Below are 26195 nucleotides of genomic sequence, written 5' to 3'. Positions count from 1 at the left end.
CCATGTCACACAAAGCGGTCGCTATCAAGCCTGCCGATGACCCGGCATTCCAACTTCCCGCCTCCTTGGCCGGGTTGTCGTTGCCCATGATCATCGGGGGCATCGTGGCACTGGTCGGCGGTGCGTTCTTTTCCAACTCGGCCGTGGGCGGTCGCTTTGGGATGTCATCGTACTTGGTGGCTTACATGTACTGCCTGACCCTTGCGATTGGGTCCTTGTTCTTCGTGTTGATCCAGCACCTGTCGCGGGCGGGTTGGAGTGTCGTGGTCCGGCGCGTCGCGGAGCTGATGATGATCATGGTCATTCCATTGGCATTGCTGTTCATCCCCATCGCTGTCTCGGCTTACACCGGATCGCTCTACGTTTGGTCGGCCGAGGGTTACCAAGCCGAGCACGGTATTCCGAGTGCGATCTGGGAGCAAAAAGAACGTTGGTTGAACCCCAATTGGTTCGTCGCCCGGTCGCTCATTTACTTGACCGTTTGGTGCGGCATCGCCGCGTGGTACTACCGCGGTAGCCAACGCCAAGACGAAACCGGCGAGATCACGATCACCGAAAAGCTGCAGGCTCGGAGTGGCCCCGCCGTCATCGCGTTCTCCTTCTGCACCTCATTTGCGGCATTCGATTGGGTGATGAGTCTGGCTCCGATGTGGTTCTCGACCATGTTTGGTGTGTACCTCTTCACCGGCAGCATTCTGTCGGCGCACTGTGCGATTTGCTTGTTCAGTTTTTTGCTGCAGCGAGCGGGTGCGATGCGAGACGAAGTCACGGTGGAGCACTACCACGATTTGGGCAAGTTGATCTTCGGGTTCATTTGTTTCTGGGGATACATCTCGTTCAGCCAATACATGCTGATCTGGTACGCCAACATTCCTGAGGAAACACACTGGTTCTACACACGCTCGACAAACGGGTGGTTCAACGTTTCGTTGGTGCTGATGATCCTTCACTGGGGATTGCCGTTTGCTGGGACAATGAGTCGCCACGTTCGGCGTCGCCCTTGGCTGATCACCTGCTGGGCGGCTTACATCTTGGTTTTGCACCTCGTTGATCTGTACTGGATCATCATCCCGGAAGCCGGAATGGGCTTGGGGGGTGCAGCCGGAATCATTGCGACCCTGGTTTGCGTGATTGGAATGATCGCTCTGATGTTGGGTTTGATGCTCAAATTGGCCGCTGGAACTCGCGTGGTGCCGGTTCGCGACCCTCGATTGGGTGAGTCGCTGGCATTCGAGAATTTCTAAACCGATCTGTGTTTTGCGGCAATTTGCCGCTGTTCGGACCCCACCCATCTCCTTTCTACTGAATCCTTACTCATGGCAGCCTACGACGACCTCAATGTCAAACGAATCGCGGTCATCAGCGTGATCTCGATCTTGGTCACTGCGGTTACCGTGTTAGCGGTCCAGGTCCTGTATTTCGCGATGGCGGACATTGTCGATGAACGCAAGGTTCAATCGGCTTCGTATTCCCGTCAAAACGCAGTGCTGGCGGACCAATCCGCTGAGATTTCGCGTTACGGCGTGGATCCAGAAACCGGCAATGTGACGATTCCGGTCGAAGACGCGATGAAGAAGATGGTCAAGAAGGCTGACTCGCAAGACGAAGCCTGAGACCGCGACCCGTACAACCAATCACTCCCTAGCGATCCCCCATGAATACGCTCGTTTCCCGCCGAATGACCAACCGCTTGCCACTGGCAAGTTGGGCGTTCGTGGCTGGAATGCTCGCGTTCATGGCCGGTGTCGGTTCACCCGCGTCGGCTCAGCCCAGCACGGGAGCGATGGAACAGGGGGCGCCTGTCCTTCTGAATGACGGCATTCCCAAGGGCGTTGAAAACGTCACCGTCGAGCAACGTTTGGGCAACCAGTTGCCCGGTGACATGAAGCTGATCGATTCGAAGGGCCGCAAGTTCACGTTGAGTCATTACCTCGATGGTGAACGTTCGCTGATTTTGACGCTGAACTACAGCAACTGCCCGATGCTTTGCAACGTGCAATTGAACCAGCTCGCTCAATCGCTCGACCAAATGGGTGACTTGAAGATCGGTGAAGACTTTCAGTTGCTCAGCGTTAGCATCGACCCGACGGAAACCGACCAACGACTTCGAGACACAAAGAAACGATACGTCGAACAAGTTCCTTCGCATCCCAAAGCCGAAGAGGGATGGTCGTTCACGCGAACGACGAAAGCCAATGTGGAACGCTTGGCCAAGGAAGTGGGCTTCTCCTACAAGTACAACCCTCGCACCAAAGAGTACGCTCACCCAGCGATGCTGGCGTTTGTCTCACCCGATGGTGTGATCACGCGTTATTCGCTGGGCGTTGCTTTCCCCCCGGACCAAATGAAGTTGGCATTGGTCGAGGCGGGCCAAGGCAATGTGGGCGGGATCGTCGATCAGTTTGTGCTGTGGTGCTACAGCTACGATCCAAACGAAAACAGTTATGTCCCCCAGGCTTGGAAGCTGATGCGACTGGGCGGTGGGATGACCATCACGTTGCTCGGGTTGGCGTTGCTGCCGTATTGGCGAGGCCGCAAAGGTTCGCCAGCCAATGCCACGGACGACGAAACACCTGACGGCGACGTCAGCACAACCGCTGGACCCGATGGCACATCGGAACCGGCACCTTTGAAACCAACGCAGTGGCATTTGCACGGGAATGCCGACTGACGATCGCTTGCGAACTCAGCAAGACCAGACAACCGAATCCACTGCGACCTGAAAATCATTCACTCAAATGTTTCCTGCAATCGAATCGCTCGCCATGACGTTTCCAACTTTGTTGGCTGACAAAAACGCGGACTTTTGGTTTCCCATCCAAGGTTCATCGTTCGCCGAAGAAGTTGATTGGGTTTATGACCTGATCCTGTACATCAGCTTGGCATTTTTCGTGCCCATGATGGTGTTCATGGTTTGGTGCCTGTTCAAATACATCAAGGCTCGCGGTACCAAGGCGGAAAGCCAATTGTCGCACCACACGACCCTGGAATTGACTTGGTCAATCGGGCCCTCGGTGCTGTTGGTTTGGATGTTTGTCCAAGGTTCGATTTCGTTCCTCGACATGCGGAGCCCGCCAGAGGGTTCCTACGACATCGGTCTCCAGGCCTTCAAGTGGGGATGGACGATGGATTATGGGAACGGCACGTTCCATCCTGAGTTGCACATCGTCAAAGATGAGCCAACCAAACTGTCGATGCGCAGCACCGATGTGATTCACAGTGTGTTCATCCCGGCCTTCCGCGTGAAAAAGGATGTTGTGCCGGGTCGGTACAACTACATGTGGTTCAAACCGACCATTGCGAGCGAACAGATCAGTGCCGAGCAACTTGCCAAGCTGAAAAAGCAAAACGAAGGCACCACTTGGGACTACGACAAAGTCCACACCATCGAAACAGAAGATGGTGAGAAGGAAGTGCAAGTCACGCCCGAGGGTTACACGTTCTTCGACCTGTACTGTGCCGAGTATTGCGGCACGAACCACTCCGAAATGCAAACGGTGGTCGTGGTTCACGAAACGCAAGCCGACTTGGACGCCTGGATCAAGGCGAACAGCAGTCGCGGTGAAGTCTCGATGGAAGAGTGGGGCGAATTGCTCTACGGCCGTCGCGGTTGTTCCGGTTGCCACTCGGTTGACGGTTCGAAACTGGTTGGCCCGACCTTCAAGGACGTTTACGGCAGCCAGCACGGTTTGACCACTGGTGAGAACCAAATCGTCGACGAAAACTACGTTCGCGAATCGATTCTCGCACCCAAGGCCAAGGTGGTCGCGGGTTATCAACCTGTCATGCCGAGCTACAAGGGGCAACTCAGCGACGACGACATTGCCTCGATCATCGCTTACTTGAAGTCGATCAGTGCCAACGCACCGTCTCAACCGGCGGCAGCCCAGGCTGAACCGGAAGCAGAATCCGCCGAATAATTCGTTTAGAGATTCAGGCTGATTCGGTAAACTGACTGAAGCCTTTTCAAAGCACACCCATCACCGACACGTTTTACGGTCTCCAGAAGGGACGCCAATATGTCCAATGCAACACTCCCTGCGGGCGCTCGCGACCCCGGTTATCCAACCGAACGCGAAAACTACCTGACCAACTCCTCGGGCATCCTCAGCTGGATGTTCACGCTGGATCACAAACGCATCGGGATGATGTATTTGATCGGCGTGGTGAGCGCCTTTGCAATCGGTGGTTTGCTCGCCCTTGCCATTCGTTTGCACCTGTTGAAACCCGATGGATTGCTGTTCACGGGCGCCGAAGGCAACAACATTTACAACCAAGTGTTCACCCTGCACGGGGCGATCATGGTGTTCTTGTTCATCATCCCGAGTATCCCGGCGGCACTGGGGAACTTCCTTGTGCCTGTCATGCTGGGTGCGAAGGACGTTGGTTTCCCGCGATTGAACCTCAGTAGTTTCTATCTGTGGGTGTTTGGGGCGTTGTTCTTCGTGAGCGCCTTGTTCAGCAGTGGGTTGGACACCGGTTGGACGTTTTACACGCCCTACAGCACAACGACCGACACCTCGGTGATTTTGGCCACCTTGGGTGCCTTCATTCTGGGATTCAGCTCGATCTTCACCGGTCTGAACTTCATTGTCACGATCAACACGATGCGTCCACCGGGCATGACCTGGTTCAAGATGCCTTTGTTCCTGTGGGCGACTTACGCGACCAGCATCATTCAGGTGTTGGCAACGCCCGTCCTGGGGATCACGTTGTTGCTGCTGATCGCAGAACGCACGATGCACATCGGGATCTTTGATCCTGAATTCAACGGCGACCCGGTGACCTACCAGCACTTTTTCTGGTTCTACAGCCACCCCGCTGTGTACATCATGATTTTGCCGGCCTTCGGCATCATCAGCGAACTGATCAGCGTTCACAGTCACAAGCACATCTTCGGCTATCGCTTCATCGCCTACTCCTCGATCGCGATTGCTCTGCTGGGCTTCTTGGTCTGGGGACACCACATGTTCACCGCGGGCATGAGCTCGTTGACCACCATCGTGTTTTCCGCGTTGACGTTCACGGTCTCGGTGCCGTCAGCGATCAAGGTGTTCAACTGGTTGGCGACGATGTACCGAGGCTCGATCAGCCTGACGACCCCGATGTGCTACGCGATCTCGTTCATTTTCTTGTTCACCATCGGTGGTTTGACCGGGTTGTTCCTCGGAACCTTGGCAACGGACTTGCACCTTCACGACACTTACTTTGTGGTCGCTCACTTTCACTATGTGATGGTCGGTGGAACGTTGATCGCCTTCCTGGGTGGCGTGTTCCACTGGTGGCCGAAGATGGTCGGGAAGCTCTACAACGAAACTCACGGGCGAATCGCCTCGCTGTTGGTCTTCCTCGGATTCAATGGCACGTTCCTGCCACAGTTCGTCTTGGGGAGCCGCGGGATGCCTCGTCGTTACGCGACGTACGATCCCGAATTCGCGTTCTTGCATCAGCTCAGCACGTTTGGCGCTTTGTTGCTCGGAATTGGTTTGCTGTATGCGTTCATCGTGCTGATGGTTTCGCTGGCCAAAGGCCGTCGTGCCCCTGCCAACCCCTGGGGTGGCGTGACCTTGGAATGGCAATGCACCAGCCCACCGCCGTATTACAACTTTGAACGTCCACCCGTTGTTGGCGATCCATACGATTTCCACAATTTGGAATGGGACGCGGAGAACGAGCGTTACGTCATGACGGAGCCAGAACGCAAACTGGTTCCCGAGTCCACGCCCGATGAAGTTCCCGCCCATGCTGGCGGCCAAGAGTAGTTCAGACCTGCCCTGCGTCGAATTGTCCGTCTTGATGGATCGTGCGACGTTCGGGGGCACTTGTTATAAATCCCGCGGCATCGGATTGGTGCCGCTTTCCGTTTTGAATCAGTTCACACGTCGGCCCACCGCTCATGGCAACGATCGACTCCGTATCTTCACCAACCGATGCTCACGCGGATGATTCGCATGGGCACGATCACGATCATCCATCTTGGTTGGCGCACCATTTCGAGACCCCCGAACAGCAATTTGACAGCGGCAAGCTGGGCATTTGGTTGTTCCTGGTCACGGAGATTTTGTTCTTCAGTGGAATGTTCTGTGCGTACGCCATCCTCCGAATGCTTCGACCGGAAGTCTTCGAGGGTTGCAGCCAGTTCCTGAACACGAAACTGGGTGCGATCAACACCGGCGTGCTGCTGTTCAGTTCGCTGACGATGGCATGGGCCGTTCGCTGCTCCCAGACGGAAGAGCACAAGAAGTTGGTCGCGTTGATTGCGACCACGCTTTCCTGTGCGATGGTCTTCTTGGGTGTGAAGTCGATCGAGTACTCGCACAAATGGGGCATGGGATTGCTGCCGCCGGGAACGTACTTTTACAGTGCTGCCAACGAGCACCCGACCGCCGCTCAGATGGTTGAGTTGCACGGTTTCTCGGAGTCGACGGCGTTCTTCCTGACGAACAGTTTGTATTTCCTGTGCGCTCCGTTCGCGTTGATCGCAGCAGGCGTGTTCATTTGGTTGGTTGTCTCGAAAATCTCGGGCAATGCGTTCCAGTACGCTTGTGCAAAGCCACTGTTCGTCGTCGCTTTGAGCTTCTTCGGGGGCGTTGGCCTGGGCACGATCTTGGAGTCCGGTGGCGAGCATCATGGTGATGAGCATGTCGCGGCAGCCGGCGACCATGCCGACGCGGAACACGGCGACGCAGATCATTCGCACGCCGTGGCAACTGTCGATCATGCAGAAGAAGTCGCGGACGAATCCGACGCCAACATGGTCCAAACGCCTTTGGGCGACGACTACGCGGCGGTGAAGTTGCTGGCTGAAAACGAAACCAACACCGGTCTGAAGGACTTGGTGGTGGCAGAACAGACTCAGCAAACCATGGCTGAAGGCAAGATTCTGAAGGATTCGTCCACCAGTGACGCGGGGATCTCCACCATCCCAGGTGACGTCAACACACCACGACAAGCCGGTGTGTTCTTTGGCATTTACTACTGCATGACCGGTGTTCACGCGATTCACATTTTGGCTGGGATCGGTGTGCTGGTTTGGCTGTTGATCCGTGCGATCCGCCAGGATTTCAATCGACACTACTTTGGCCCGGTGGATTATGTCGGCCTGTACTGGCACATCGTCGACTTGATCTGGATCTACTTGTTCCCGCTGCTGTACCTGATTCGCTAGTTCAGCCGCTGAGCAGTTCATTCGCATTCCTCCTCACTCAAACGACCTCTCGAAAGTTGCAATATGTCTGACCACGGACATTCCGCGAACACCGATTCGGCACACTCGCACGACGGCCATGCCGAGGGCGATTTCGCGCACCCCATTCCGTTGCCGCTGCTGTTCGGTGTGTTCATCGCGTTGGTGTTTCTGACGATCGTGACCGTCGCTCAGGCCAATTTTGACTTGGGCAGCATCGACATTGCGATTGTGATGTTCATCGCCACCATCAAGGCTGTCTTGGTCGGTTTGTTCTTCATGCACTTGGCGTTCGACAAACCGTTCAACCTGATCGTGTTTCTGTCGTCGTTTGTGTTTGTCGGGTTGTTCGTGACCATCACGCTGAGTGATGCGAAGATGACGTCTTCTGCAGCCGAAAACAAAGTGGACGAAGTGCCTGTTGCGGTTTCCGTCGATCTGTAGTGAAACCCTGTTCAGCGGATGTGAATTCCGCTGGGCACGGATCTGAAATTTGCCCGGCACTTTGTGACCGGGCTTTTTCATGTCGAGGCATCTTTCACGCGACGGGCTGGACCGGATTCCCGCTTGGGGAGTGGGTGGATGCACCTCCTTTTTTCCAGGTGACCGGACTGCGTGGTGTTTTTTATCCGGAAAGGTTGACCGAAATTGCCTAAGCTGTTTTCTTGACGTATGTTTGCAGGTTCAGACATTTCTTCAGGAGAAAATCAGCGATGCGTTCTTTGTCCGGTTCTGTGTTGGCTTTGTTGGCGGCAGTGAGTTTGGGAACCTCTTTGGCGAGCAGCCCCGCAAGAGTTGTTGCGGAAGAATGGAGCCCGGTCGTTGTGCCGACTGGTGAATACCGAGCTCAAATTCAGGCGACGCCGATTGCCGAGCGGCCGGGACGATTGTTCCACGTGTATGGCAACACCGTTCGCTGGGTAGAGAGCGCCGAGCAAACCCCGTTGACCTACCGTCCTCTTCGACGCGTCGTGATCGGTACCGATGGGGTGCAATCCGGACGTGGGGCCAGCCGCCCCTTTGGTCGTCGCTAGTACGAGCCGTCTTGCCGGCTTTTGTCGCGGGTGATTCAGCGAGTGTTTGACACTCGCTGATCTTCTCAACGGTTGGTCACACCGATTCGATTCGTGCGGTGAATTCGCGAAAATCTTCCAGGGTGTCGATCCCAGGAGCGGTCGCCTCGACGGGAGCGACGACGATCGTTTTGCCCGCTTCGATGGCCCGCAGTTGCTCGAGTTTTTCGATTTGCTCGAGCCTTCCTGGCGGCTGCATCGCGAACCACAGCAAGAAGTCTCGGCGGTAGGCATACAGCCCGATGTGCTGCCAGTAGTTCGCTGGTTCCGCGTTCAGCAGGGCATCCGTCAATCCATCGCGAGGATGGGGAACAGCGGCACGGCTGAATGTGATCGCTCGCTGGTCGGCTCCCAGGACCGCTTTGACACAATTGGGATCTTCCACGCGTTCGCGATCGCGAATGGGGCAGGCAGCGGTGGCAATGTCTGCCTCGGGATGTTGCATCAGCAATTGCGCGACCGCATCGATTGTCTTGGGATCGATCTCCGGTTCGTCGCCTTGAACGTTGATGAAGATATCGATGTCTTCATGCAGCAGGGCGACCTCTGCGATCCGGTCGGTTCCGCTTTGGCATTCGACGCTGGTCAGTCGGGCTTGTCCGCCAAAGGAATCGACTTCTGCGGCCAAGCGAGGGTCGTCCACTGCGACGATGACTTCCTCGCTGACGAAGGATTTCATTGCGGCTTCGTAGGTGTGTTGCAGCACGGATTTGCCACCCGCTTGCAACAGCAATTTCTGGCTGAGGCGGGAGGATGCCAAGCGAGCGGGAATGACGATCATGCACTTCATGGTGGTTCCGATGGCTTGGGGAACGGTTGTGGACAAACGAGTCAATTGATCGGTGGAGCGGAACGAGGGCAATCCGGGGTGGCATCAGTGGAATCGAAGCGGATTTGAGATGCAAACGCCGTTGTTCGACGCACAAGGCTCGATTCGGAAACGCTCCGGGATGAATCTCGCGAGTTGCCTCCATCGGAGGTTGAATCCGGTTAGAACTAGAGCACCTCGGATGAGGCCGTGCTGATCGCAACCCGCTCGATTCGTCAACAACAGGTTTTTCATGTCTGGTGCAGAGCAAACAACAGGCCAGAAATCTCCTGCGATGTGGTGGGCGACGACGGGCGACATCAATGCCTTCTTTGGATTGATGCTCGACAACGTGGCGGGGTTGTTGTTGATGACCGCGTTGCTGGCGGGGTTCGGGTTGCCAGCGGAGTTCACGGTCACGCACATGGTTCCCGGCACGGCGCTGGGTGTGATGCTGGGTGACATCGCGTTCTTCTTCATTGCCTTGCGGATGGGACGCCAACAGAACCGAGACGATGTGACGGCGATGCCGCTGGGTTTGGACACACCGTCGACGTTTGGGATGATTCTGTTGGTGTTGGGGCCCGCTTTCTTGGCAGCGCGGGCGGGTGGAATGACGGAGTTGGAAGCGGCCCGTCACACCTGGCACATCGGGATTTGGTGCACGGTGATGTGTGGGGTGTTGAAGCTCATCTTGGCTCCATTCGGCCAGGTCGTTCGGGATGCGATTCCCCGCGCCGGCTTGCTGGGTTCGTTGGCTGCGATCGCCCTGGTGTTGATCAGCTTTTTCCCGCTGACTCATATTTTGGGTTCGCCCCTGCCGGGTTTGTTGGCGTTGGTGATGGTGCTGGGGACGTTGATCGCTCACCTGCCTTTGCCCGGTCGAACCCCGGGGACGCTGGGGGCATTGATCGTTGCCGGAAGTGTTTACTACTTGTTGTGTTTGCTAGGAGTGGCTGGGTATGAATTCCCGACGACTCAGCCGACCGTTTGGTTTCCGATCCAGTGGATGGAATCGTGGCAGGGGACATGGTGGGGCGCGTTTCCCGATGCGGTTCCGTTCTTGCCGTTTGTGTTGCCGTTCGCGCTGGCCACCGTCGTTGGCGGGATTGATTGCACGGAATCCGCTGCCTCGGCGGGCGATGAATACGATGCACGCACGGTGTTGGGCGTGGAGGCCGCGGCGACCTTCTTGGCAGGGCTTTCAGGTGGCGTGATTCAAACCACACCGTACATCGGTCACCCGGCTTACAAAGCGATGGGAGGCCGGGCGGCCTACACGTTGGCCACCGCGTTGCTGGTCGGGTCAGCGGGAATTGTGGGTTACTTTGCGTTGTTGAATGCTTGGATCCCCGCGCCGGCGGTGTATCCGATTTTGGTGTTCGTCGGGTTGGAGATCACGGCGCAGACGTTTACCGCAACGCCACGCAAACACTACGCGGCGGTCGTGATCGCTTGCTTGCCAGCGCTGGCGTATTTAGCGATGAGTTTGCCAGATCGAATCTTTGGGGATTCGTTGATGCTCGCAGGCGGGCACACGATGGATTCGCTGGTGGGTGGTCCGTTGAAGCATGACCTGCAGACCTTGCGAATGCTCAGCAACGGTTTCATCGTGACCGGGTTGCTCTGGTCTTGGACGCTCGCGTCGATGATCGACCGCAAGCTGATTCGGGCCGGCGTCGTGATGCTGGGGGCCGCGGTGTTGACCTGCTTTGGCGTGATGCATTCGCCGATCGAGGGCAATCGCTTGTTCGTCCCGTTTCTGTTTGGCGAATCAAGCTCGTTGGGCTTGCCGGGCGAGCATGTTGCCAAGGTGATGGAATACGTGGCGGGTTATGCGATCACAGGTGGATTCTTGATCGCCTGGTCATGGTTCCTGCCGGGGATTTCGACCGCGGACAATTCGGAAATGAGCGGTCATGAACCGGCCGGCCAATCCGAGATCAAGCCGTCATCCTGAGGGGCACGTCGGAGTCGCACTAGGCGGCTCGGCGGAACGTGCTTCGTTCGGGAACGATGTGACATCCCAACGTTTCGATTTCGAGTTGGAGCAGTCGGGTGACGACGTTGCTCGTCGAGGGGCGTTCCAGCGGATCGGGGGACACCATTTGTTCAATCAACTCAGCGACGGGTTCGATGCTGCGGGACTGAGTGGGTTCGGTCAACGCCAGCGTTTGCAGCAGAATCTGGCCGAGGGAGTGCACGTCCATGGCTGGCAGGGCAGCCGTGTTTCCGGCGGCGAGTTCTGGGGCGGCGTATCCCGGGGTTCCGCGGAACAGAGGCGGCATCGGCGAATGAATTCTCGCGGCATGTCCCAGATCGATCAGAGTCACATGTCCCTGTGAATCGACCAGCACATTGGCGGGGCTGATGTCGCCATGGATCCAGCCATTTTGGTGCAGGGCCTGCGTGGCCTGTGCGAGTTGCCTGGTCCACCACAGGGCGACCGGCAACGCAAATTGTCGGATTTCTGAAATTCGATCCGTCAAATCCATGGCGTCCAAACGTGGCATCACCACGTAGGGGGATGTGCCATGGGCGGATTCGTCCAGGATCGGCATCAGATTGGGGTGTGTGATCCCTGCGGAGGCGATGATTTGAGCGAAACGTCGAGCTGGTTGGATGGCCGGGACGCTTGCGTTGCCTGTCAAAGCGGCCGTTTTCAGGACGTAGTCCCAGCGGGGGCTGTCGGCGGCATCGGCGGGTTGAGCGAGAAACAACTCCGTCCCCTGGCCCTGGGCAATCGATCTGCCGAGCCGCCAAATCCCCAGAATTCGTTGGGAAAACGGGCTGTTCATGGAGCAGGTGGGCGTCTCGGCGGCAGAAGTCGATGTTGATGACGCGCGGGATTTGCCAAACATGAGCGATCCAAACAGGAGGCGAAGAGGTCTGGGAGCGGACAAACGGATTGGTCCGGAACCGAGAGTGACATCGACTCGGTCGATGGTTCCGGTCGAATCGACTCCTGGCGACCGGAAAAGTCCGCCAATTCGGCATGATTGTCGCCCCAATCGCTGGTTTCAGCGGGTCCAATGGGGGCTGGTTGTGCGGGTTGTAGGAGGTGGACGATTCATTCGGGGAACTTTGTCGATCGTGTTGACGTCACAAAGTATGCATTTCGTTGACACCGCATCGCCCCTAACTAGACTCGCTGTCGCGGTTTGCTGTTTGTGGCCACTTCCGCATCGTCACGGAAACGCCGTCAGGTGTGTGACAGCACTGCTTCCCCTTTTCTGGTCCCCAGGGGCCCATCCTGCCAGAGACCCTCGATGATTCATCGTCAGCCTTCTCAACCGTCGTCGGATTGGACTTCTCAAACCGCTACGGAGCGAAATCCATCCGATTCCAACGCGGGCAAAGGACGCTCGAAACGCCGCAGCGACCGGCGAAGTAAACGAACCCAGAAACGCCGTTTGATGATGGAAGGGTTGGAAAATCGCCAACTCTTGGCGGCCGGTGGGATCATTCCAAGCAGCCCGGCCTTGGACGAATACGAAGGTCCACGCAACGTCGGAACCGTCGCCGCCTTCCCGGTTGCGGAAGTGGAATCTCGCGGTGAGTTTGGCGAGAACGACTTTACCAACGCAAACGACTCTCAATTCTTGCCTCTTGGAAATGCGGCAGGGAAGCGGGATACGATTGACGTCACCGGAACAGCCGGATTCACGTCTGCGTCATCGACTAGCTTCGAGACGGACATCGATGTCTACCGTTTTGATCTCGAAGCGGGAGACATCCTCGACATCGCCTCACTCGGTGGAACAACTTCATTCACCGTCTACGGTCAAGCTCGTCTGGATTCGAGTGGCAACGCGATCACCTATCCGGGCGAAGTCCCGGTGTTCGGTAGTCGAGCCAGCATCTGGTATGGAGCTGACACACCGGAGGACACTTACCCAGCGAACTCGCCTCTGCAGACGCTCGGGAATGCACACTTTGCACAAGTGATTCCGCAGACCGGTACCTACTACGTTGAAGTTGCGGCCCAGTCGACCAATGTCGATTACACATTGGGACTTCGCACCTATCGTCCCGTGACAGAAAGTTTGCCAGTTGGGCAATCTCAGAAACTGTACCTGGACTTTGATGGCGGTTCGTTCAACATCGACCGTTTCAATATCATTGCTGGCGGTGACGGCAACCTTCCAATCGGCGGTGTGTATCGTGTTCCAAGTCTGCAGCAAACGCTGTTCGGCCAAGGGATCCAGGTTAACGCAACGGAATATGAGAACCTAATCCGAAGCATCGTCGCCAACGTTGAGTCGCACTTCAACGCGGTCGGTGCCGATGGATTCAATGGCGACTACGACTCAACCGGGACGCCAGGTGATTTTGGAATCGAGATCCTCAACAGCCTGGACGACAACGATCCGGGGAGTGATCCAAACGTGACCCGGTTGGCGATCGGCGGTACTGAAGCCATCTTCAACTTTGTGCTTCCCGTGAACGGGGTGGCAGAATCGGTCGACATCGGCAACTTTGACCTTCGAGAGACGGGCGTCTTGTTGCTAGACAACTTGCGAGCGACGGCCAATTCGTTCCAGCGTAGTCCTGCACTCAGCGAGTTCGATGCGTTTGCAGCATCGATTGCTGCTACTGCGAGCCACGAAGCTGGTCACCTGTTTGGTTTGCGTCACACCGACAATGCGAACCTCACGGCCAACCTGATGGATTCCGGTGGTAACCTGCAAACGATACTGGACAGCCGAGTTGGTACAGGGCCTGACCAGATTTTGGGGACCACCGACGATGTGCAGGTGAAGTTTGCCACAGATATCTTCGCTCCTGCTGAAGGAATCTTCGGTGTGAATTACACCGGGCACGCGGCGGCATTTTCCTTGTCCACAGGCACTGTGGGTTCGGGTGCGACCGGACGGATTTTCAATGACGTCAATGGCAACGGCACCTTCACCGGCGACTCGGGACTCGGTGGCGTGACGGTTTTCTTGGACGTCAATGGCGATGGCGTCTTGAGCCCATCCGATCCTTCGACGGTCACCGCTGCGGATGGCACCTACAGCTTGTTCGGTGCTTCGGGCAGTTACAACGTCATCGCGATGACACCTTCCAACTTCGTGGCCACGACTCCTGTCAGTCGTTCGGTGACTCTGGGAAGCAGCAGCACCCTGCCGAGCTTTGGTTTCCGTCAGGTGCTGTCGGATGTGACCGGACGGAAGTTTGAAGATGTGAACGAAAACGGCGTCTATGATCCAGGTGAACCTGGTGTCGAAGGCGCCTACATTTATGCTGACTTGGACGGCGACAATCGTCCTGACCTGGGTGAGCCATTCGCGCTCACCGACGAGGACGGTTTGTATACGCTCGACTTGCCCGAGGTGAATTATTCCTACGCGATTCGCGAAGTCGCAGAGGCTGGGTTCGAAGCAACCGTTCCGTTGTCCGGCGAATACATCGTCACGCCCGGTAGCGGACCAGCAGATGGTTTCAACTTCGGTGGCCGGTCGTCTCGCGATTTTGGTGATGCTCCGGACTCGTACGGAACCTTGAGTGCATCCAATGGTGCCAGTCACGGGATCCTCAGTGGTCTGACTCTCGGTGCCACGGTGGATCGCGAGAGCGATGGGCAGCCAACTGCCGATGCCACGGGGGATGGTGCCGACGAAGATGGCATCCAGTTCACGGGCCCCTTGGTTCCTGGAACGACCAGTTCCATCCAGGTGACGGTCAACAACACCACTGGTGGCCAGGCTTACCTGCAAGGTTGGATCGACGTCGATGGCAGCGGCACCTTTGATTCGGATGAACGCTTCATCACGAACCAAGCCCTGGCAACTGGTGTCAGCTCGGTTCCCTTGACTCTGCCCAGCTTCACTTTGCCGGCGAGTGGCCTGCTCGACACGTTCGCTCGGTTCCGTCTGAGCCAAGACACCAACATCTCGGCCACAGGTTTTGTTGATACGGGTGAAGTCGAAGACTATGCCGTTCGACTTCTGAACAACGGCGACTTGGCCAACGACGACAGCGTCTCGGTGCCTCGCAACAGCCAAGGCTTCCCGATCGATGTCCTGGCCAATGACTTCAACTCGGCGTCCAATCCGCTGACGATCACCACCCAGGGCACCGCCGCGACCCAAGGGGTTGTGACCATCAGTGCCGGTGCCGCTGGCCAGCAGCAATTGCTCTACACGCCACCAAACAACTTCGTCGGACAGGACACGATCCAGTACCGAGTCACTGACACGCAAGGCAACGTGGCGACCGCCACCGTCAGCGTCAACGTGACGTTCCAAACCGAAGACCCGATCGCTTTGGATGACATTTATCGCATCCCAGCGAATGCGAACAGCAGCGGCGGATTCCCGCTGAATGTTCTCGACAACGACATCGCTTCGAACGCTCCCGGTGGACTGACCTTGGCGTCAGTCACCAACGGAACCGCGGGTGGAACCGTGGTGTTGACCCAGAACAACCAATCGGTCCGGTACACGCCTGCCGCTGGTTTCACCGGGTCGGAACAGTTCATGTACACGGTTCAAGACAGCGAGAACAATTTCTCGACTGCGACCGTGACCGTCTCGATCAACCCGGACGCCGATGCCGATGACTTGGCATCGTTCACGTTGGAAATCTTGGACGAAGTCAACGACACGCCACGTCCAACCTTGCAACAAGGCGACATCTTCCGCTTGCGAGTCAGCGTGGATGATTTGCGGAACCTGCCTGGGCAAACGCCACAAGGTTTGGCCTCCGCATTCTTGGACGTGTTGTACTCCAGCGAGTTGGTGACGACCGTTGATACAAACGCCAGCGACGCGTTCCCCTTTGACATCACGTTTGGACCTAAGTTTGAAACTCCCGGCAGTTTCCAACTCGGCAACTCGCTGACACCTGGTCTGCTCGATGAAATCGGTGCCGCCCAGTCCATCTCGAACCTGTCGTCCGTCAATGGACCTGGTGACGATGTCGCTTCGCACACCGGACCGGCGGAACTGTTCACTGTCACGCTGCAGGCAATTGGTTCCGGGATTGCCGTCTTCCAAGCTGACCCCTCCGATGCCGCTGTCAGCGAAACGATTTTGATCGAACAGTCCTCCGCTTTGGGCTTTGGCGAAATTCGCTACGGTTCGGTCGAGGTTGCGATCGCACCGGCGGGGCCGAACTTCCCTTCGGCGTTGGATGATTCCTTCCCTCAAGGTCTCGATAGCAATGGATCGCTGATCACCAGTGTTTCCGAATCCAAACTGGACGTGCTCGACAATGACTTGTTGGGAACCAGTGGCGAAGTTATCTCCTTCGAAATCAACCAAGGTGCTGCCAATGGCGTCGCACTCGTTCGCGACAATGGCACTCCCAACGATCCAACGGATGACTACATCGGGTACACCGCTGACATTGGATTCAGCGGTTTCGATTCGTTCACTTATGTGACCACGGTTTCCAGCCCAACGTTCGGGATTGTCACCAGCATTGCGGAAGTGACCTTGGTCGTGGGAGCCAATCAGGACCCCTTGGCCGAGTTTGACTTCGAGTTGGTGGACGAATCGGGCAACCCGATTTCCACCGTCGCGGTTGGCCAACGTTTTGGTGTTCGTATTATCGCGGATGACCTGACGCAACGGGATCCCTATCCTGTCTTCGCTGGCTTCCTCGATGTCTTGTACGACGCCGGACGCATCGTCCCGTCTGACACGATTTCTGTCGATGACTTTGGATTTGATGTCGAATTCGCAGACGAGTTCAACTCCTCGGCAGCGGTCGGCGTCAACACACGTGCCGGTTTGATTGACGAATTCGGTTCGCTCCGCAGTGACACCGGACAACCAGCAACGGGCGTCAGTCCTTTGTTGGCCACGCTGTACTTCGAAGCGGTTGCACCAGGAACGGCAACGATCACTGGTTCGCCAGCCGACCGGTTCCCATTCCAAGACACGTTGTTGGATGACCGCGACGAACGAGTCGATCCTTCCCAGATCGTCTATGATTCGCTGTCCTTCACGATCACCGGAAGCGGTGAGCCACTGCAGAACACGAACCTGCCAGCGGATGTGAACGGTGACAATTTGGTCACCGCCATTGACGCCTTGTTGGTCATCAATGAACTCTCGCGTCTGGATTCCGCCGTTGCTGGCGAACCCGGATCAGCGAATTCGAGCCTGTACTACCACGACGTCAACGGTGACCGTCGTGTCAGTGCCATCGACGCTTTGCGAGTCATCAATTATCTGAACGAGGTCTCGGCCGGCGAATCGATTGCGGCAGCGGGCGAATCGATCTCAACGGGCATTCAAACGCTCTCCAGCGAAGCCTCGGATCAAGCGATCGGTGACTTGGCCGCAGAATCAAAGGTCACTGGTGGAGCCGCCTCGGCAACCAATGCATCGTCCAACGGTGCGGTGGTGGTCGACAACTCCACGGCGGATTCGGACGACGACGATCTGCTCGACCTGTTGGCCGACGATGTCGCTGGTTTGTGGGGCTAACCCAGACCGGAAGTTCAACACCCAATCAAAAAGCGTGGCGAAGCAATGGCTTTGTCACGCTTTTTTGTTGACTGGTCGAACTCAAAGCAACTTGCTCAAGGCACCCTGCTCAACGCACCTTGCATTGGAATTCGATCGTGACGGTTTCACCGACATCGAGTTCCTCGGTCAGTTTCCAGATCAATTGATCCGAGCCGGCTTGGTTCGGTTGGATGCTGAAGTCGGCGTTGATGGTCGCGGATTCCGATTCGGCGATGTATTCCAGACGTGTGGTCAGGTTGTCCGTCACGACGACCCCGTTGACTGGTGAGTCACCCACATTCTGCAATCGCAGCGCGAAGGTCACCGTGTCACCGACCGGTGCGTGTTGTTTGTCAGCCAACTTGATCAGGTTGACGCGTCCCGCCTCAGGGAAGTCATACACGACCACGGCATCGACCTTTTGGTCGCGGGTCAACGTAGGTGGTTTCAAGTCTTGGATTTCGACTTCGACCGATTCGTCGATCGACCAGGCGATGGCGGCGTTGGCGAAGCGTTCGACAAGAGCCAGTTGGGACTCGTCCAGTTCGGACAAGCTGAGTTGGCGAATGTTGGTCAACAAGGCGAGGACATCTTCGGCGACTTCGATTTGTTGAACGTTGTCGACGGGAACGCCACGATTGCGATCTCGCATCGCATCGACGCGTCGCGTCAATTCGCTGTGAGCAATCTTGGTGGTGTCGGTCATCACCAACCCGGGCTGATCCAAGTCAATGCCACGCGGTCCCACGGGTTGGAACGTGCCGCCAACGGTGATCGAACGATCATTCACAATCGCTCCCGTGATCCGGCGCACCGATGCAAATCGGGGCGAGTAAACGCAGACCCGATTGGAGGCAGAGAATTCAATGTCGCCTGCCTCGGTGGTGTAGTGGGTGACGGTGTCTTCGGGCTGCAGGCCGTTGATCAATCCGCCTCGAGTCAATCGAGCTTGTGGATTCTGGTCGCCGCCGTCGCACAGGAACTCTTGTGGGTCGACGCCCCACGGAGCGCGCATCATGGGCATGGCAGGCATCGGCTGACAGGCAACACAGTCACCCATCATGCCGTTGGTGGAACCACATTCGCCGGCGCAGGCAGTGCTTCCGCATCCGCACGCGGTTTGATTTCGAAAACCAACTTGAGCGATCGCTGGTGGACCGATCGTGAGGTTGGCCCCAGGAACGTCGGACGTCACGGAAGTCGATCCATACAACGATGCCACATCCAACGCAGGTGGAGTGGGAGTTGCAGCAGCCTGCGCGAAGGGCGGGGTGGGTTGAGTCGGTTGGACTGGATGCTGAGTGAGCGAGGCGGTCGGCGGCACGCTGGGCGAGGCGACCGGCGTGGCGCAACCACTGATCAACATCGCGGCAGCACCAACGGCCAACCAAGCCAAGCACATCGGTGCACTGCTTGATCGAGCGATGTTCGTTGGCGGCGACAGGATCGCGATCTCGGATAGGCGAGCTGGATGCATCATGATTCCGGCTTGAAGATGGGTGCCCAAGTGGGATAGCCAAAGAAAAACTGGGGTGCCAGTTCGTGGGAACGTGGCGGGGCGAGCGAGCCGATTCGCAGGATCGCGACGACTCGGCCGAGGCGATCGGCAACTTGCAGTGGGTCTTGGAACTGCGACACATCGATCGGAGTTTCGCCGCCGGTGTCGCTGCCCGTTGTGGGGGCTTGAGCGAGTGGCACGGCGGTTTGTGGGTCTTCGAGGTAGATCACTCGCGTGACCAATTGACCATCCAACGCGGCTTGCAGGTCTTCTTCGTCGAGGGTGACGATCACTGGATAACGCGTTGCCAGTCCCGGTGGTGGATAGGTTCGGTCGACCATTTCCAAGGTTGGAAACAACTCCACGCCTTCGGCACCACGGATCCCGGTGATTTGAAAGCGGTAGACTTGGCCGACCAACAAACCCGCCATCAACCCCGGTTCGGGATCTACAAAGCTGCCCATCTGAGGCAGTGCAAATCGAACGCCTTGTGGGCCTCGGATTTGAACGGGTTGATAGTAGGGAGCTTGCACTCCCATTGCCGCCGTGCCGCCTGGCCCCGCCATCTGTCGCGTGGCCGCGATCACTCCCGGTGGCATTGCACCGTTGAACAATCGATGTTGTCCGTTGGACGAGAGGTACTGGGATGGGTCAGCAGCCGAGGAAGAGAGGCTGGTTGCCAACACGCAGGCGATCGCGAGCGACGGCAGAGCCCATCCGGCGTTCAGCAAGTTGCTGGGCGGAGTAATGCGTGCGATTGCCATGAGTCTCAATCCGGTTGCGATGTTCATTCTCGGGCAGCTGCGATACTTGCCCTGAGCGGTAACTCGCCCAGGGCAGTCGCTTGATCGTTGCTGGAACGCCACTTGCGCTGGGCAGTGACGATGCGGTGCGTTGCCGAAGCAAAACACCGCGTCGTGGTTCTGAGCAGTCAGGCCCGTGAGCCTGACTGCATTCGGTTGTCACCGGCTTTCCAATTCAGACGTGACTGACTAGTAAACGCCTTGGCTGGCCTTGTCGTAGAGAGGCCGACCGTTTGGAACGCCTGGGTTGATGTTCTGCTCGGTGATCCGAACACGGCTGACCGGGTTGGGGTAGCTCATGCCAGGTTGCTGGCGAACATCGATTCGCATCTTCTCAACAGGTCGTGGAATGTTCATGTGAGTGTGGTTGCGAATCACATGCTTCTTCAAACCAGCGGGAGCACCCAATGGAATGTGAGGTGGTCCCGGCAACCCAATCGGCGTGCCGGTGTGTGGCATTCCGTACTGAGGAGCGTTGACACCAGCGATCATGCCGGGCAGTCCCATCGGTGTGCCCGATTTGCCAGCACCTGGTCCGCCGCATCCGTCAGTCATCGCCGGAGCGAAAGGAGCGGGCAAGCCAGCGATCGGAGGACCCATCATGCCGCCCATTGCCATGCCACCGTTGCCGCCAGCCATCTCGATGTCTTTGTCACCCAAACGGATGATCGCCAAGATGCTACCGCGACGGTCGGCTTCGACGATTGGGTCGATGCCTGGATCGAGGCGAGTGCTGACAAGCGTGTCGATACCGGCCAAAGCAGGGCCTTGGAACTCGGGATCTGGTAGGTAGATGACTTTGGTGACGAAGTTCCCGGTCAAGACTTGGTCGAAGTCTTCTTCGGTGAACTGGATTGGCACCGAGTTGTGAGCCAAGTACGCACCGGTCCGTGGGTTGGCGTGGGCCAATTCAACGGTGGGGTACAATTCCACACCAGGACGGCTAGGAATGTTGGTCAACTTCAGGCGATACAGACCGCCTTGTGGGAAGTTCTGACGAGCGGGAACCACCATGGGTTCGCTGTCGAACATGCCGGCACCCGATTGGTCATAGCGAACTTGCATGCCATCTGGGTTGCCAAAAGTGACCTGGGCGGTCGAAACCATGCCAGGCATCATGCCGGGTGGTGGCATCATTGCCACCCCGCCGCCAGGAGGAATGTTCGATCCGCCACTGAGACATCCGCCGCCACCACAGCTGCCGCCACATCCGCAATCGCCACCGGCGACTTGACGGAAACCGACTTGCTGAATTTCGGGGTTGTTCTGTCCTGCCTGGACGATGCTCGAAGGCACTTCACCGAGGACGCCGTCGATGGCTCCCTCTGTGATCATGCCTTCTGTGCCCGTTGCAGCCGCAGGAGCGTTGGCTCCCATCATGCCGTAGGCCTGTGGGCCCAAGACACCGGGGCCGGGGCCTCCGACGCCTGGACCTGGTTGCATCATCCGCTGTTCTGGAGGCAGGTTGTGGCGAACCGGCACACATCCGGTGGCGAGGATCGCCGTGGCCGCCGCAAGCGCCAAATGAGTGACGATTCGTTTCATCTTTTCCCCCGTCTTGGGTCGCTGGGTTCTTCCCCCAACACTTGCCATGAATCGGACGAGTCGACAAGCGACTCGTTCGGGTTTCACGCAGCGTGGAACAAGAACTGGTTGTGATTCAATCGTTGAATCAAATCAAAATGGAAAGTCAGTGGTGTTCAGTTGTGACCAGATCTGGCTGGACGCGAAGCGGGAAAACGACCTAGGATCGGCCCTTCTTCCCCGCAACTGTTCTGTCAGGATCAGTCACTGCTCAGCTCATCGGCACGCGAGGGGGCATTTCTTTGGCAAAATCGTCATAACCTCCCCATGAAGATTCACCCGCACGACTGCTTTGACTGTCTGAACCCGCACAGCGACGGTGCTGCTGATGTCAGTCGACGGAGCTTGGTAAGTCGCCTGATACCCCGGAAAACACTGGGAATAACGGCGGGATGCCTTTTCGCCTGCTTCCTTTTGGGCGGCCTCGCGACGGCGGTTTGCAATGAAATTCAGGCTTCCGGTGCGGATTCGATTGAGCCCAAAACAAATGGCCCCGCCGACCGATTGATCGCTCAGACGGTCCAACGAATCGCTCACGGGCCCGCTTTCGACGCGAAGGTTCGCCAGCGGGTTTGGGTCAGCGGTCGCGAAATTTTAGGGGTGGGGACTTACGAACAAGCCGGCCAGGGAACCGGCCAGTTCAATCTGCAGGTCACGATGCTCGACGGCGAGGGCAAACACACGCTCCAACAAGTCAGCGACGGGCGATTGGCTTGGACCCGCGAGCAGATCGGGGAACAAGTTTCCTTGCGACGCGTTGATGTGGGACGTTTGGACCAATGGGTCAACGACTCACTCGCTTCGCTGTTGGGACGCGGCTCGCAAGGTTCAGCCGCTCCGAGCACCTTGAAACCCAGCGTGCGAGTCGGTGGATGGACGGAAATGATGGACACCATCGCATCGGAACATGACCTGACGTTGCAATCCGGCCAGCTCGAAGGCCGTGACGTTTGGATTGTGAAGGGAACGTTGCGTGACGATCTGCGGGCACAACGCTTGGAAGAGTTCGGCACGACGACTTGGCCTGAACTCTGCCCCACACAAGTTGTGGTGTTGATCGCGCGGAACAACGATCCTGAAACGGATTTCGGCAAAGGCCTGCCGCTGCGAATCGAATACTGGGGCGATCCAGCCCATCTGCCAGCCGTCCAAAACGAAGAGGAGTCTTCCGCGGCGGGAGACCAAGGCCCGAGCGAACACCCTTCCAGCCAACAAGATTCCCTTGCGAGCGAAACCAGTGTGGTTGACGATTCCACGTCGGTCCCGCGAACATCCAGCCAGCGAATGCTGAATTGCCCTTTGATCAGTTTGATTGAGCTGTATTCGCTGCGTCCGATCTCGCCACCGCCGATCGGTCGCTTTCGATTTGAAAACCAAGACCTTGACGTCGAATTCACCAACGAAACCGATCGCTACTTGTCTCGTTACGGAATTGCGATCACGGAACGTCAAAGTCGAATGCTACGTCGCTAATGAACCCCCATTCATCTCGTTCTTCGCTTCCTGCCAACGCCACGTTCCGAACGCGTTTGTTCTCCTGGGCGAAACTTGTTCGACTGCCCAATGGATTCACGGTGGTCGCCGATGTGTCGGCCGCATTCTTGTTGGTGCTGGGCGCCAGCGGTTGGTTGCGATCGGGCGATGACAGTGCGGGTTCAGTTTGGCCATTCCTCGCGTTGGTCGTTGCCTCAGGTGTTGCGTTGTACTGGGGCGGCATGGTGCTCAACGATGTCTTTGACATCCGAGCCGATCGCCGAGCACGCAGCGAGCGACCGCTCCCTCGCCGCGAGATTCGGTTGGCGGATGCTCGACGCGTCGGCTGGGCATTGCTCGTCGTGGGAATGGTTTTGGCCGCGTTGATTGGCGCGGTCCCAGGTGTGATCGCGTTGCTGTTGAGCATCTGCATTGTCGCTTACGACGGCCCCTTCAAACGCACTCCCATCGCCTCCGTGTTGATGGGTGGGTGCCGCGTGTTGAGCTTCTTGCTGGGATCGACAGCGGCTCATTCTGTGATCCCCGCGGAGCAATGGCAGGGACGTGTGTCCGTCCTCGGCGAGCCCGTTTGGATGCACATCACACCCGTCTCGTTCGCGTTTGCAATTGGGATGGGGCTGTACATCACCGGGGTCACCACCTTCGCACGTCGAGAAGCGATCGGTGATCGCAGCCTGCACCTGCCTTGGGGCTGGTTCGGGATGACATTGGGCGGCGTGGTGCTGGCCCTCGCCCCTCGCGTTGCCGGTCTCTTTTCCAACGCCGACGTGCCTGTTGATTGGACGCGAGGTTGGCAAATTGACCCCGTGCTGATCTTTCCCGCCACGATTGCCTTGATGATCGTACCAACGCTGGCGAGAGGTTGGACAGCGTGGCATTCACCGTCGCCCCAACGCATTCAGTTGACGATCAAGTCCGCGATCATGGCCATCATTCCCTTGATGGCCGCGATCACCATGCTCGGAGCCGGAGCCATCCCATCGCTCTGCGTCTTCGCCCTGGTGATCCCCTCCACATGGCTCGCCCGCCGCTTCCGAGTGACCTAATGAATTGGTTCTCTCGGACCGACTTGCATCCGACAAACACTCGCGGACGTGCTATGGACAGTCAGGGGCCGAATCGCTCGGTTGCCAACCAGATGTGGTAAACTCTGCTGCCGATCGCAGAGGCATTTGATGGTTTCTGTGCTATGGCCTCTGCTCGGCAAGTCAGGAAATACTTGCGGACAACACCCTCGCGCAATCACTATGCATCATAGCCAGCATTCACGTCGTCGAATCTTCTGAAACTATGAGTTCATCGTGGTATCTAAGAGACGCAGAAGAGGTGGAGGGACCGTTTTCCGAACCCGAGATTCGCGCTCGACTATTGGCAGATGCGTTCGCATCCCAAGCCGAAGTGAAGCAGGGTAATAGCGAGTGGCGACGGGCGTCGGACGTGAAGGAAATGTTCGTGCAGGTGTATCGCATCGGGTGGTACATCAAAACTCAAGGCAAGATCGTGGGCCCCTTTCTCGCGAGCAAGGTTCTTCATTTGCACGAGATGGGGCGTCTTCCCTCTGACGCCATGATGCGGCAGGGGACAACGGCCAAATGGATGCGAGCGGTGGATGGAGTCGGGGCTTTGGAAGGGAAGCAGGTTGCGATCGCCGAGATTGCGAGGCTGGGAGAGATCCACCGTGCTCGGACCGCCACCGAAACACCGACTCAATCCACCCGGCCAGAAAATCGTCCAGTCATACCGAGACTTTCGACCGGTGAGGAAGTCTCACCCGTAATGGACGCGATCGTTGTCGAAATGATCGAAACCCCCGTTGAAGTCGAATTGGTGCGGGAAGTCTTTCATGAACCGGGAGTCGCTGTCGCCAGAGAGAGGGAATCCGCATCGGTCAACCTTCCGCCGATGAATCATTCCGTCTTCAATCAACCTCACTCGCCCCATCCCAGCCGCCGCCGGCGTCCTGGAAGTTTGGCGATGTTCGGTTGGTTGGTCGCAGCGGGATTTCTTCTCGGTTTCATTGTTTTGTTTGTTCAGTATCGTCCAGCAATCAACGGCCTGATGGCTAAGCTTCCAGGTTTCGACTCGCACCAAAAGGTGTTGGATGACTACGAAAACCTTCTCCTTCATCAGCCCGCTGTAGTCACTATCGTAGATGCCCGTCAATCACCTGTTGACGCGATGCAGGATCGCAAGCATGAGCTTAGACGCCTGCTGAACCGAGCGGTGCAGCTCGGTCCAATGAGTTTGGAGGAGTACGAAGCACGCATGTCGCGTTTTCGCCAACGGTTGCAAATGCACCGGGACAACCAAATGCGTGCTGCTAAAGAATTGTCGGAGTCGATCAGAGAAAGGTCGAACGAACTTTCTCTAGCCCGTGAATCGAGCAAACAAGTCGCAGATCATGCACTTCCAAAGATAGAAGTTCCCAACCGAAATGTGCCGTCGAGAAAACGGACGGAAGATGAGATTCGGGAGTACTTGAAGGCCAGTCGGGAGACCTGGGATCAGACGTTCCGTGTGATCCAGGAGAATGAACTTCTCGCTATGAGTCTCACGCACGCAATCAATGAGCTTTGGCATCCAGTTCCCGAACCAGAATCGGATTTAGAACGCGTCGAGCAGAAGATTGTTTTTGCGCAACGAGAAGTCTTGCTCGCCGCGATGAATGTCCAAACCCAAACCGAGTACGAGAGGTTTTCCGCCTTTGTTGAAAATACACAAAACGGGTTGCAAGACGTGCTGAGTCAGAATGAGTCGACAATTCGCGGGCAAGTTTTGTTCAGCGTGAACAGCCCATTCTCGCAGCGGGGCTTGTTCAATCCGATCAATCGTTTGCTGCCGAAGATGGCGAGCGTTTACTCCGAAAAGGACCTTCCAGTTGAGACGCGAGACTATTTGAGCTTCGTTCAATCGCTTCGGCGTCGACACTGACAAAGACGCCTGTGCGGTTTGGCGATGGTCAAATCGAACTCCAGTGGTGTTCGGGATTGAAAACGATCTCCGAACGGACCATCGGAAAATCGACCAGGAAGAATGGAACCACGTGAACTCGAACGCAGGCCAAAGCAATACAACTTAGCGCAAGGATGTCGCTTCCCGAATCGAAACCGTCTCGCCACAGCGGCTTAGGCTTACGCCCGTGCCATTCGTACCTGACACCTTTTCGGCCGTCGCTTGCGCAAGCGATGGATCCAGGATTGATCGAAGCCTGACACCCAACTATGGCCATGCCGCAAGGTCCCATGTCACGCTCTCGATCGCATCACCTGGGCAGAACTATCTCCATC

18 protein-coding genes and 1 pseudogene are annotated in these 26195 nt (G+C 57.1%); 14 read left to right on the top strand and 5 right to left on the bottom strand.

Features of this window, described 5'->3' with window-relative positions; genetic code table 11:
- The first annotated feature begins 2 nt into the window (after window positions 1-2).
- The 8 genes from PSR62_RS23745 to PSR62_RS23710 all read left to right on the top strand — a co-directional run bounded on the left by PSR62_RS23745 (window position 3) and on the right by PSR62_RS23710 (window position 8220).
- Complete coding sequence (locus tag PSR62_RS23745; RefSeq protein ID WP_274405437.1) at window positions 3-1244, top strand: hypothetical protein; 1242 nt, start codon at window positions 3-5, stop codon at window positions 1242-1244.
- A 72-nt stretch (window positions 1245-1316) separates the two neighbouring features.
- Window positions 1317-1613 carry a hypothetical protein gene (locus PSR62_RS23740; protein ID WP_274405436.1) on the top strand — a complete coding sequence of 99 codons (297 nt, stop codon included), beginning with the start codon at window positions 1317-1319 and terminating at the stop codon, window positions 1611-1613.
- A gap of 41 nt (window positions 1614-1654) precedes the next feature.
- A complete protein-coding gene (locus tag PSR62_RS23735; protein ID WP_274405435.1) occupies window positions 1655-2671 on the top strand; it encodes an SCO family protein in 1017 nt (338 codons plus the stop codon).
- 67 nt (window positions 2672-2738) lie between these two features.
- Window positions 2739-3920 (top strand): cytochrome c oxidase subunit II, encoded by a 1182-nt coding sequence (locus PSR62_RS23730; protein ID WP_338020110.1) that lies wholly within the window; start codon window positions 2739-2741, stop codon window positions 3918-3920.
- Between the two features lie 99 nt (window positions 3921-4019).
- The gene (locus PSR62_RS23725) at window positions 4020-5762 is read left to right on the top strand and encodes a cytochrome c oxidase subunit I (RefSeq protein ID WP_274405433.1); all 1743 of its coding nucleotides are present in this window, start codon (window positions 4020-4022) and stop codon (window positions 5760-5762) included.
- A 134-nt stretch (window positions 5763-5896) separates the two neighbouring features.
- The gene (locus PSR62_RS23720; protein WP_274405432.1) at window positions 5897-7168 is read left to right on the top strand and encodes a cytochrome c oxidase subunit 3; all 1272 of its coding nucleotides are present in this window, start codon (window positions 5897-5899) and stop codon (window positions 7166-7168) included.
- 63 nt (window positions 7169-7231) lie between these two features.
- Window positions 7232-7630, top strand: a complete 399-nt coding sequence (locus PSR62_RS23715; RefSeq protein ID WP_274405431.1) for a cytochrome C oxidase subunit IV family protein — start codon at window positions 7232-7234, stop codon at window positions 7628-7630.
- A gap of 269 nt (window positions 7631-7899) precedes the next feature.
- Window positions 7900-8220 (top strand): hypothetical protein, encoded by a 321-nt coding sequence (locus tag PSR62_RS23710; RefSeq protein ID WP_274405430.1) that lies wholly within the window; start codon window positions 7900-7902, stop codon window positions 8218-8220.
- Window positions 8221-8296: 76 nt separating this feature from the next.
- On the opposite strand, the gene kdsB is transcribed toward PSR62_RS23710, so the two are convergent.
- Complete coding sequence (kdsB, locus tag PSR62_RS23705) at window positions 8297-9049, bottom strand: 3-deoxy-manno-octulosonate cytidylyltransferase (protein WP_274408292.1); 753 nt, start codon at window positions 9047-9049, stop codon at window positions 8297-8299.
- 313 nt (window positions 9050-9362) lie between these two features.
- Here kdsB and PSR62_RS23700 point away from each other — a divergent pair, with 313 nt between their 5' ends.
- The gene (locus PSR62_RS23700) at window positions 9363-11027 is read left to right on the top strand and encodes a permease (protein WP_274408291.1); all 1665 of its coding nucleotides are present in this window, start codon (window positions 9363-9365) and stop codon (window positions 11025-11027) included.
- Between the two features lie 19 nt (window positions 11028-11046).
- Here PSR62_RS23700 and PSR62_RS23695 read toward each other — a convergent pair whose 3' ends face one another.
- Window positions 11047-11928 (bottom strand): protein kinase family protein, encoded by an 882-nt coding sequence (locus PSR62_RS23695; RefSeq protein ID WP_274405429.1) that lies wholly within the window; start codon window positions 11926-11928, stop codon window positions 11047-11049.
- A gap of 408 nt (window positions 11929-12336) precedes the next feature.
- Between PSR62_RS23695 and PSR62_RS23690 the strand changes: the two genes are divergently transcribed.
- Window positions 12337-17508: an Ig-like domain-containing protein gene (locus tag PSR62_RS23690; protein WP_274405428.1), complete on the top strand. Its 5172-nt coding sequence runs from the start codon at window positions 12337-12339 to the stop codon at window positions 17506-17508.
- A gap of 109 nt (window positions 17509-17617) precedes the next feature.
- On the opposite strand, the gene PSR62_RS23685 is transcribed toward PSR62_RS23690, so the two are convergent.
- The 3 genes from PSR62_RS23685 to PSR62_RS23675 all read right to left on the bottom strand — a co-directional run bounded on the left by PSR62_RS23685 (window position 17618) and on the right by PSR62_RS23675 (window position 21375).
- Window positions 17618-19009: a DUF11 domain-containing protein gene (locus PSR62_RS23685; protein WP_274405427.1), complete on the bottom strand. Its 1392-nt coding sequence runs from the start codon at window positions 19007-19009 to the stop codon at window positions 17618-17620.
- A complete protein-coding gene (locus PSR62_RS23680; protein WP_274405426.1) occupies window positions 19006-19791 on the bottom strand; it encodes a hypothetical protein in 786 nt (261 codons plus the stop codon). The genes PSR62_RS23685 and PSR62_RS23680 overlap by 4 nt, the downstream gene beginning before the upstream one ends.
- Window positions 19792-20019: 228 nt before the next feature.
- Window positions 20020-21375 carry a hypothetical protein gene (locus tag PSR62_RS23675; protein ID WP_274405425.1) on the bottom strand — a complete coding sequence of 452 codons (1356 nt, stop codon included), beginning with the start codon at window positions 21373-21375 and terminating at the stop codon, window positions 20020-20022.
- 306 nt (window positions 21376-21681) lie between these two features.
- On the opposite strand from PSR62_RS23675, the gene PSR62_RS23670 reads away from it, so the two are divergent.
- From PSR62_RS23670 to PSR62_RS23660, 4 genes and pseudogenes are all read left to right on the top strand, one after another.
- Window positions 21682-22887 carry a hypothetical protein gene (locus PSR62_RS23670; protein ID WP_274405423.1) on the top strand — a complete coding sequence of 402 codons (1206 nt, stop codon included), beginning with the start codon at window positions 21682-21684 and terminating at the stop codon, window positions 22885-22887.
- Window positions 22887-23954: a UbiA family prenyltransferase gene (locus PSR62_RS23665; RefSeq protein WP_274405422.1), complete on the top strand. Its 1068-nt coding sequence runs from the start codon at window positions 22887-22889 to the stop codon at window positions 23952-23954. The genes PSR62_RS23670 and PSR62_RS23665 overlap by 1 nt, the downstream gene beginning before the upstream one ends.
- Window positions 23955-24198: 244 nt before the next feature.
- A pseudogene (locus tag PSR62_RS25850) lies at window positions 24199-24342 on the top strand (GYF domain-containing protein); the annotation flags it as partial.
- Window positions 24343-24882: 540 nt separating this feature from the next.
- On the top strand, window positions 24883-25839 hold the full coding sequence (locus tag PSR62_RS23660) for a hypothetical protein (RefSeq protein WP_274405421.1): 957 nt from the start codon (window positions 24883-24885) through the stop codon (window positions 25837-25839).
- The last annotated feature ends 356 nt before the right edge of the window (window positions 25840-26195 follow it).

Source organism: Rhodopirellula sp. P2 (assembly GCF_028768465.1).
GTDB lineage: Bacteria > Planctomycetota > Planctomycetia > Pirellulales > Pirellulaceae > Rhodopirellula.
Note: the sequence above shows the minus strand (reverse complement) of the source record. Positions and strands in the feature narration are given on the sequence as shown.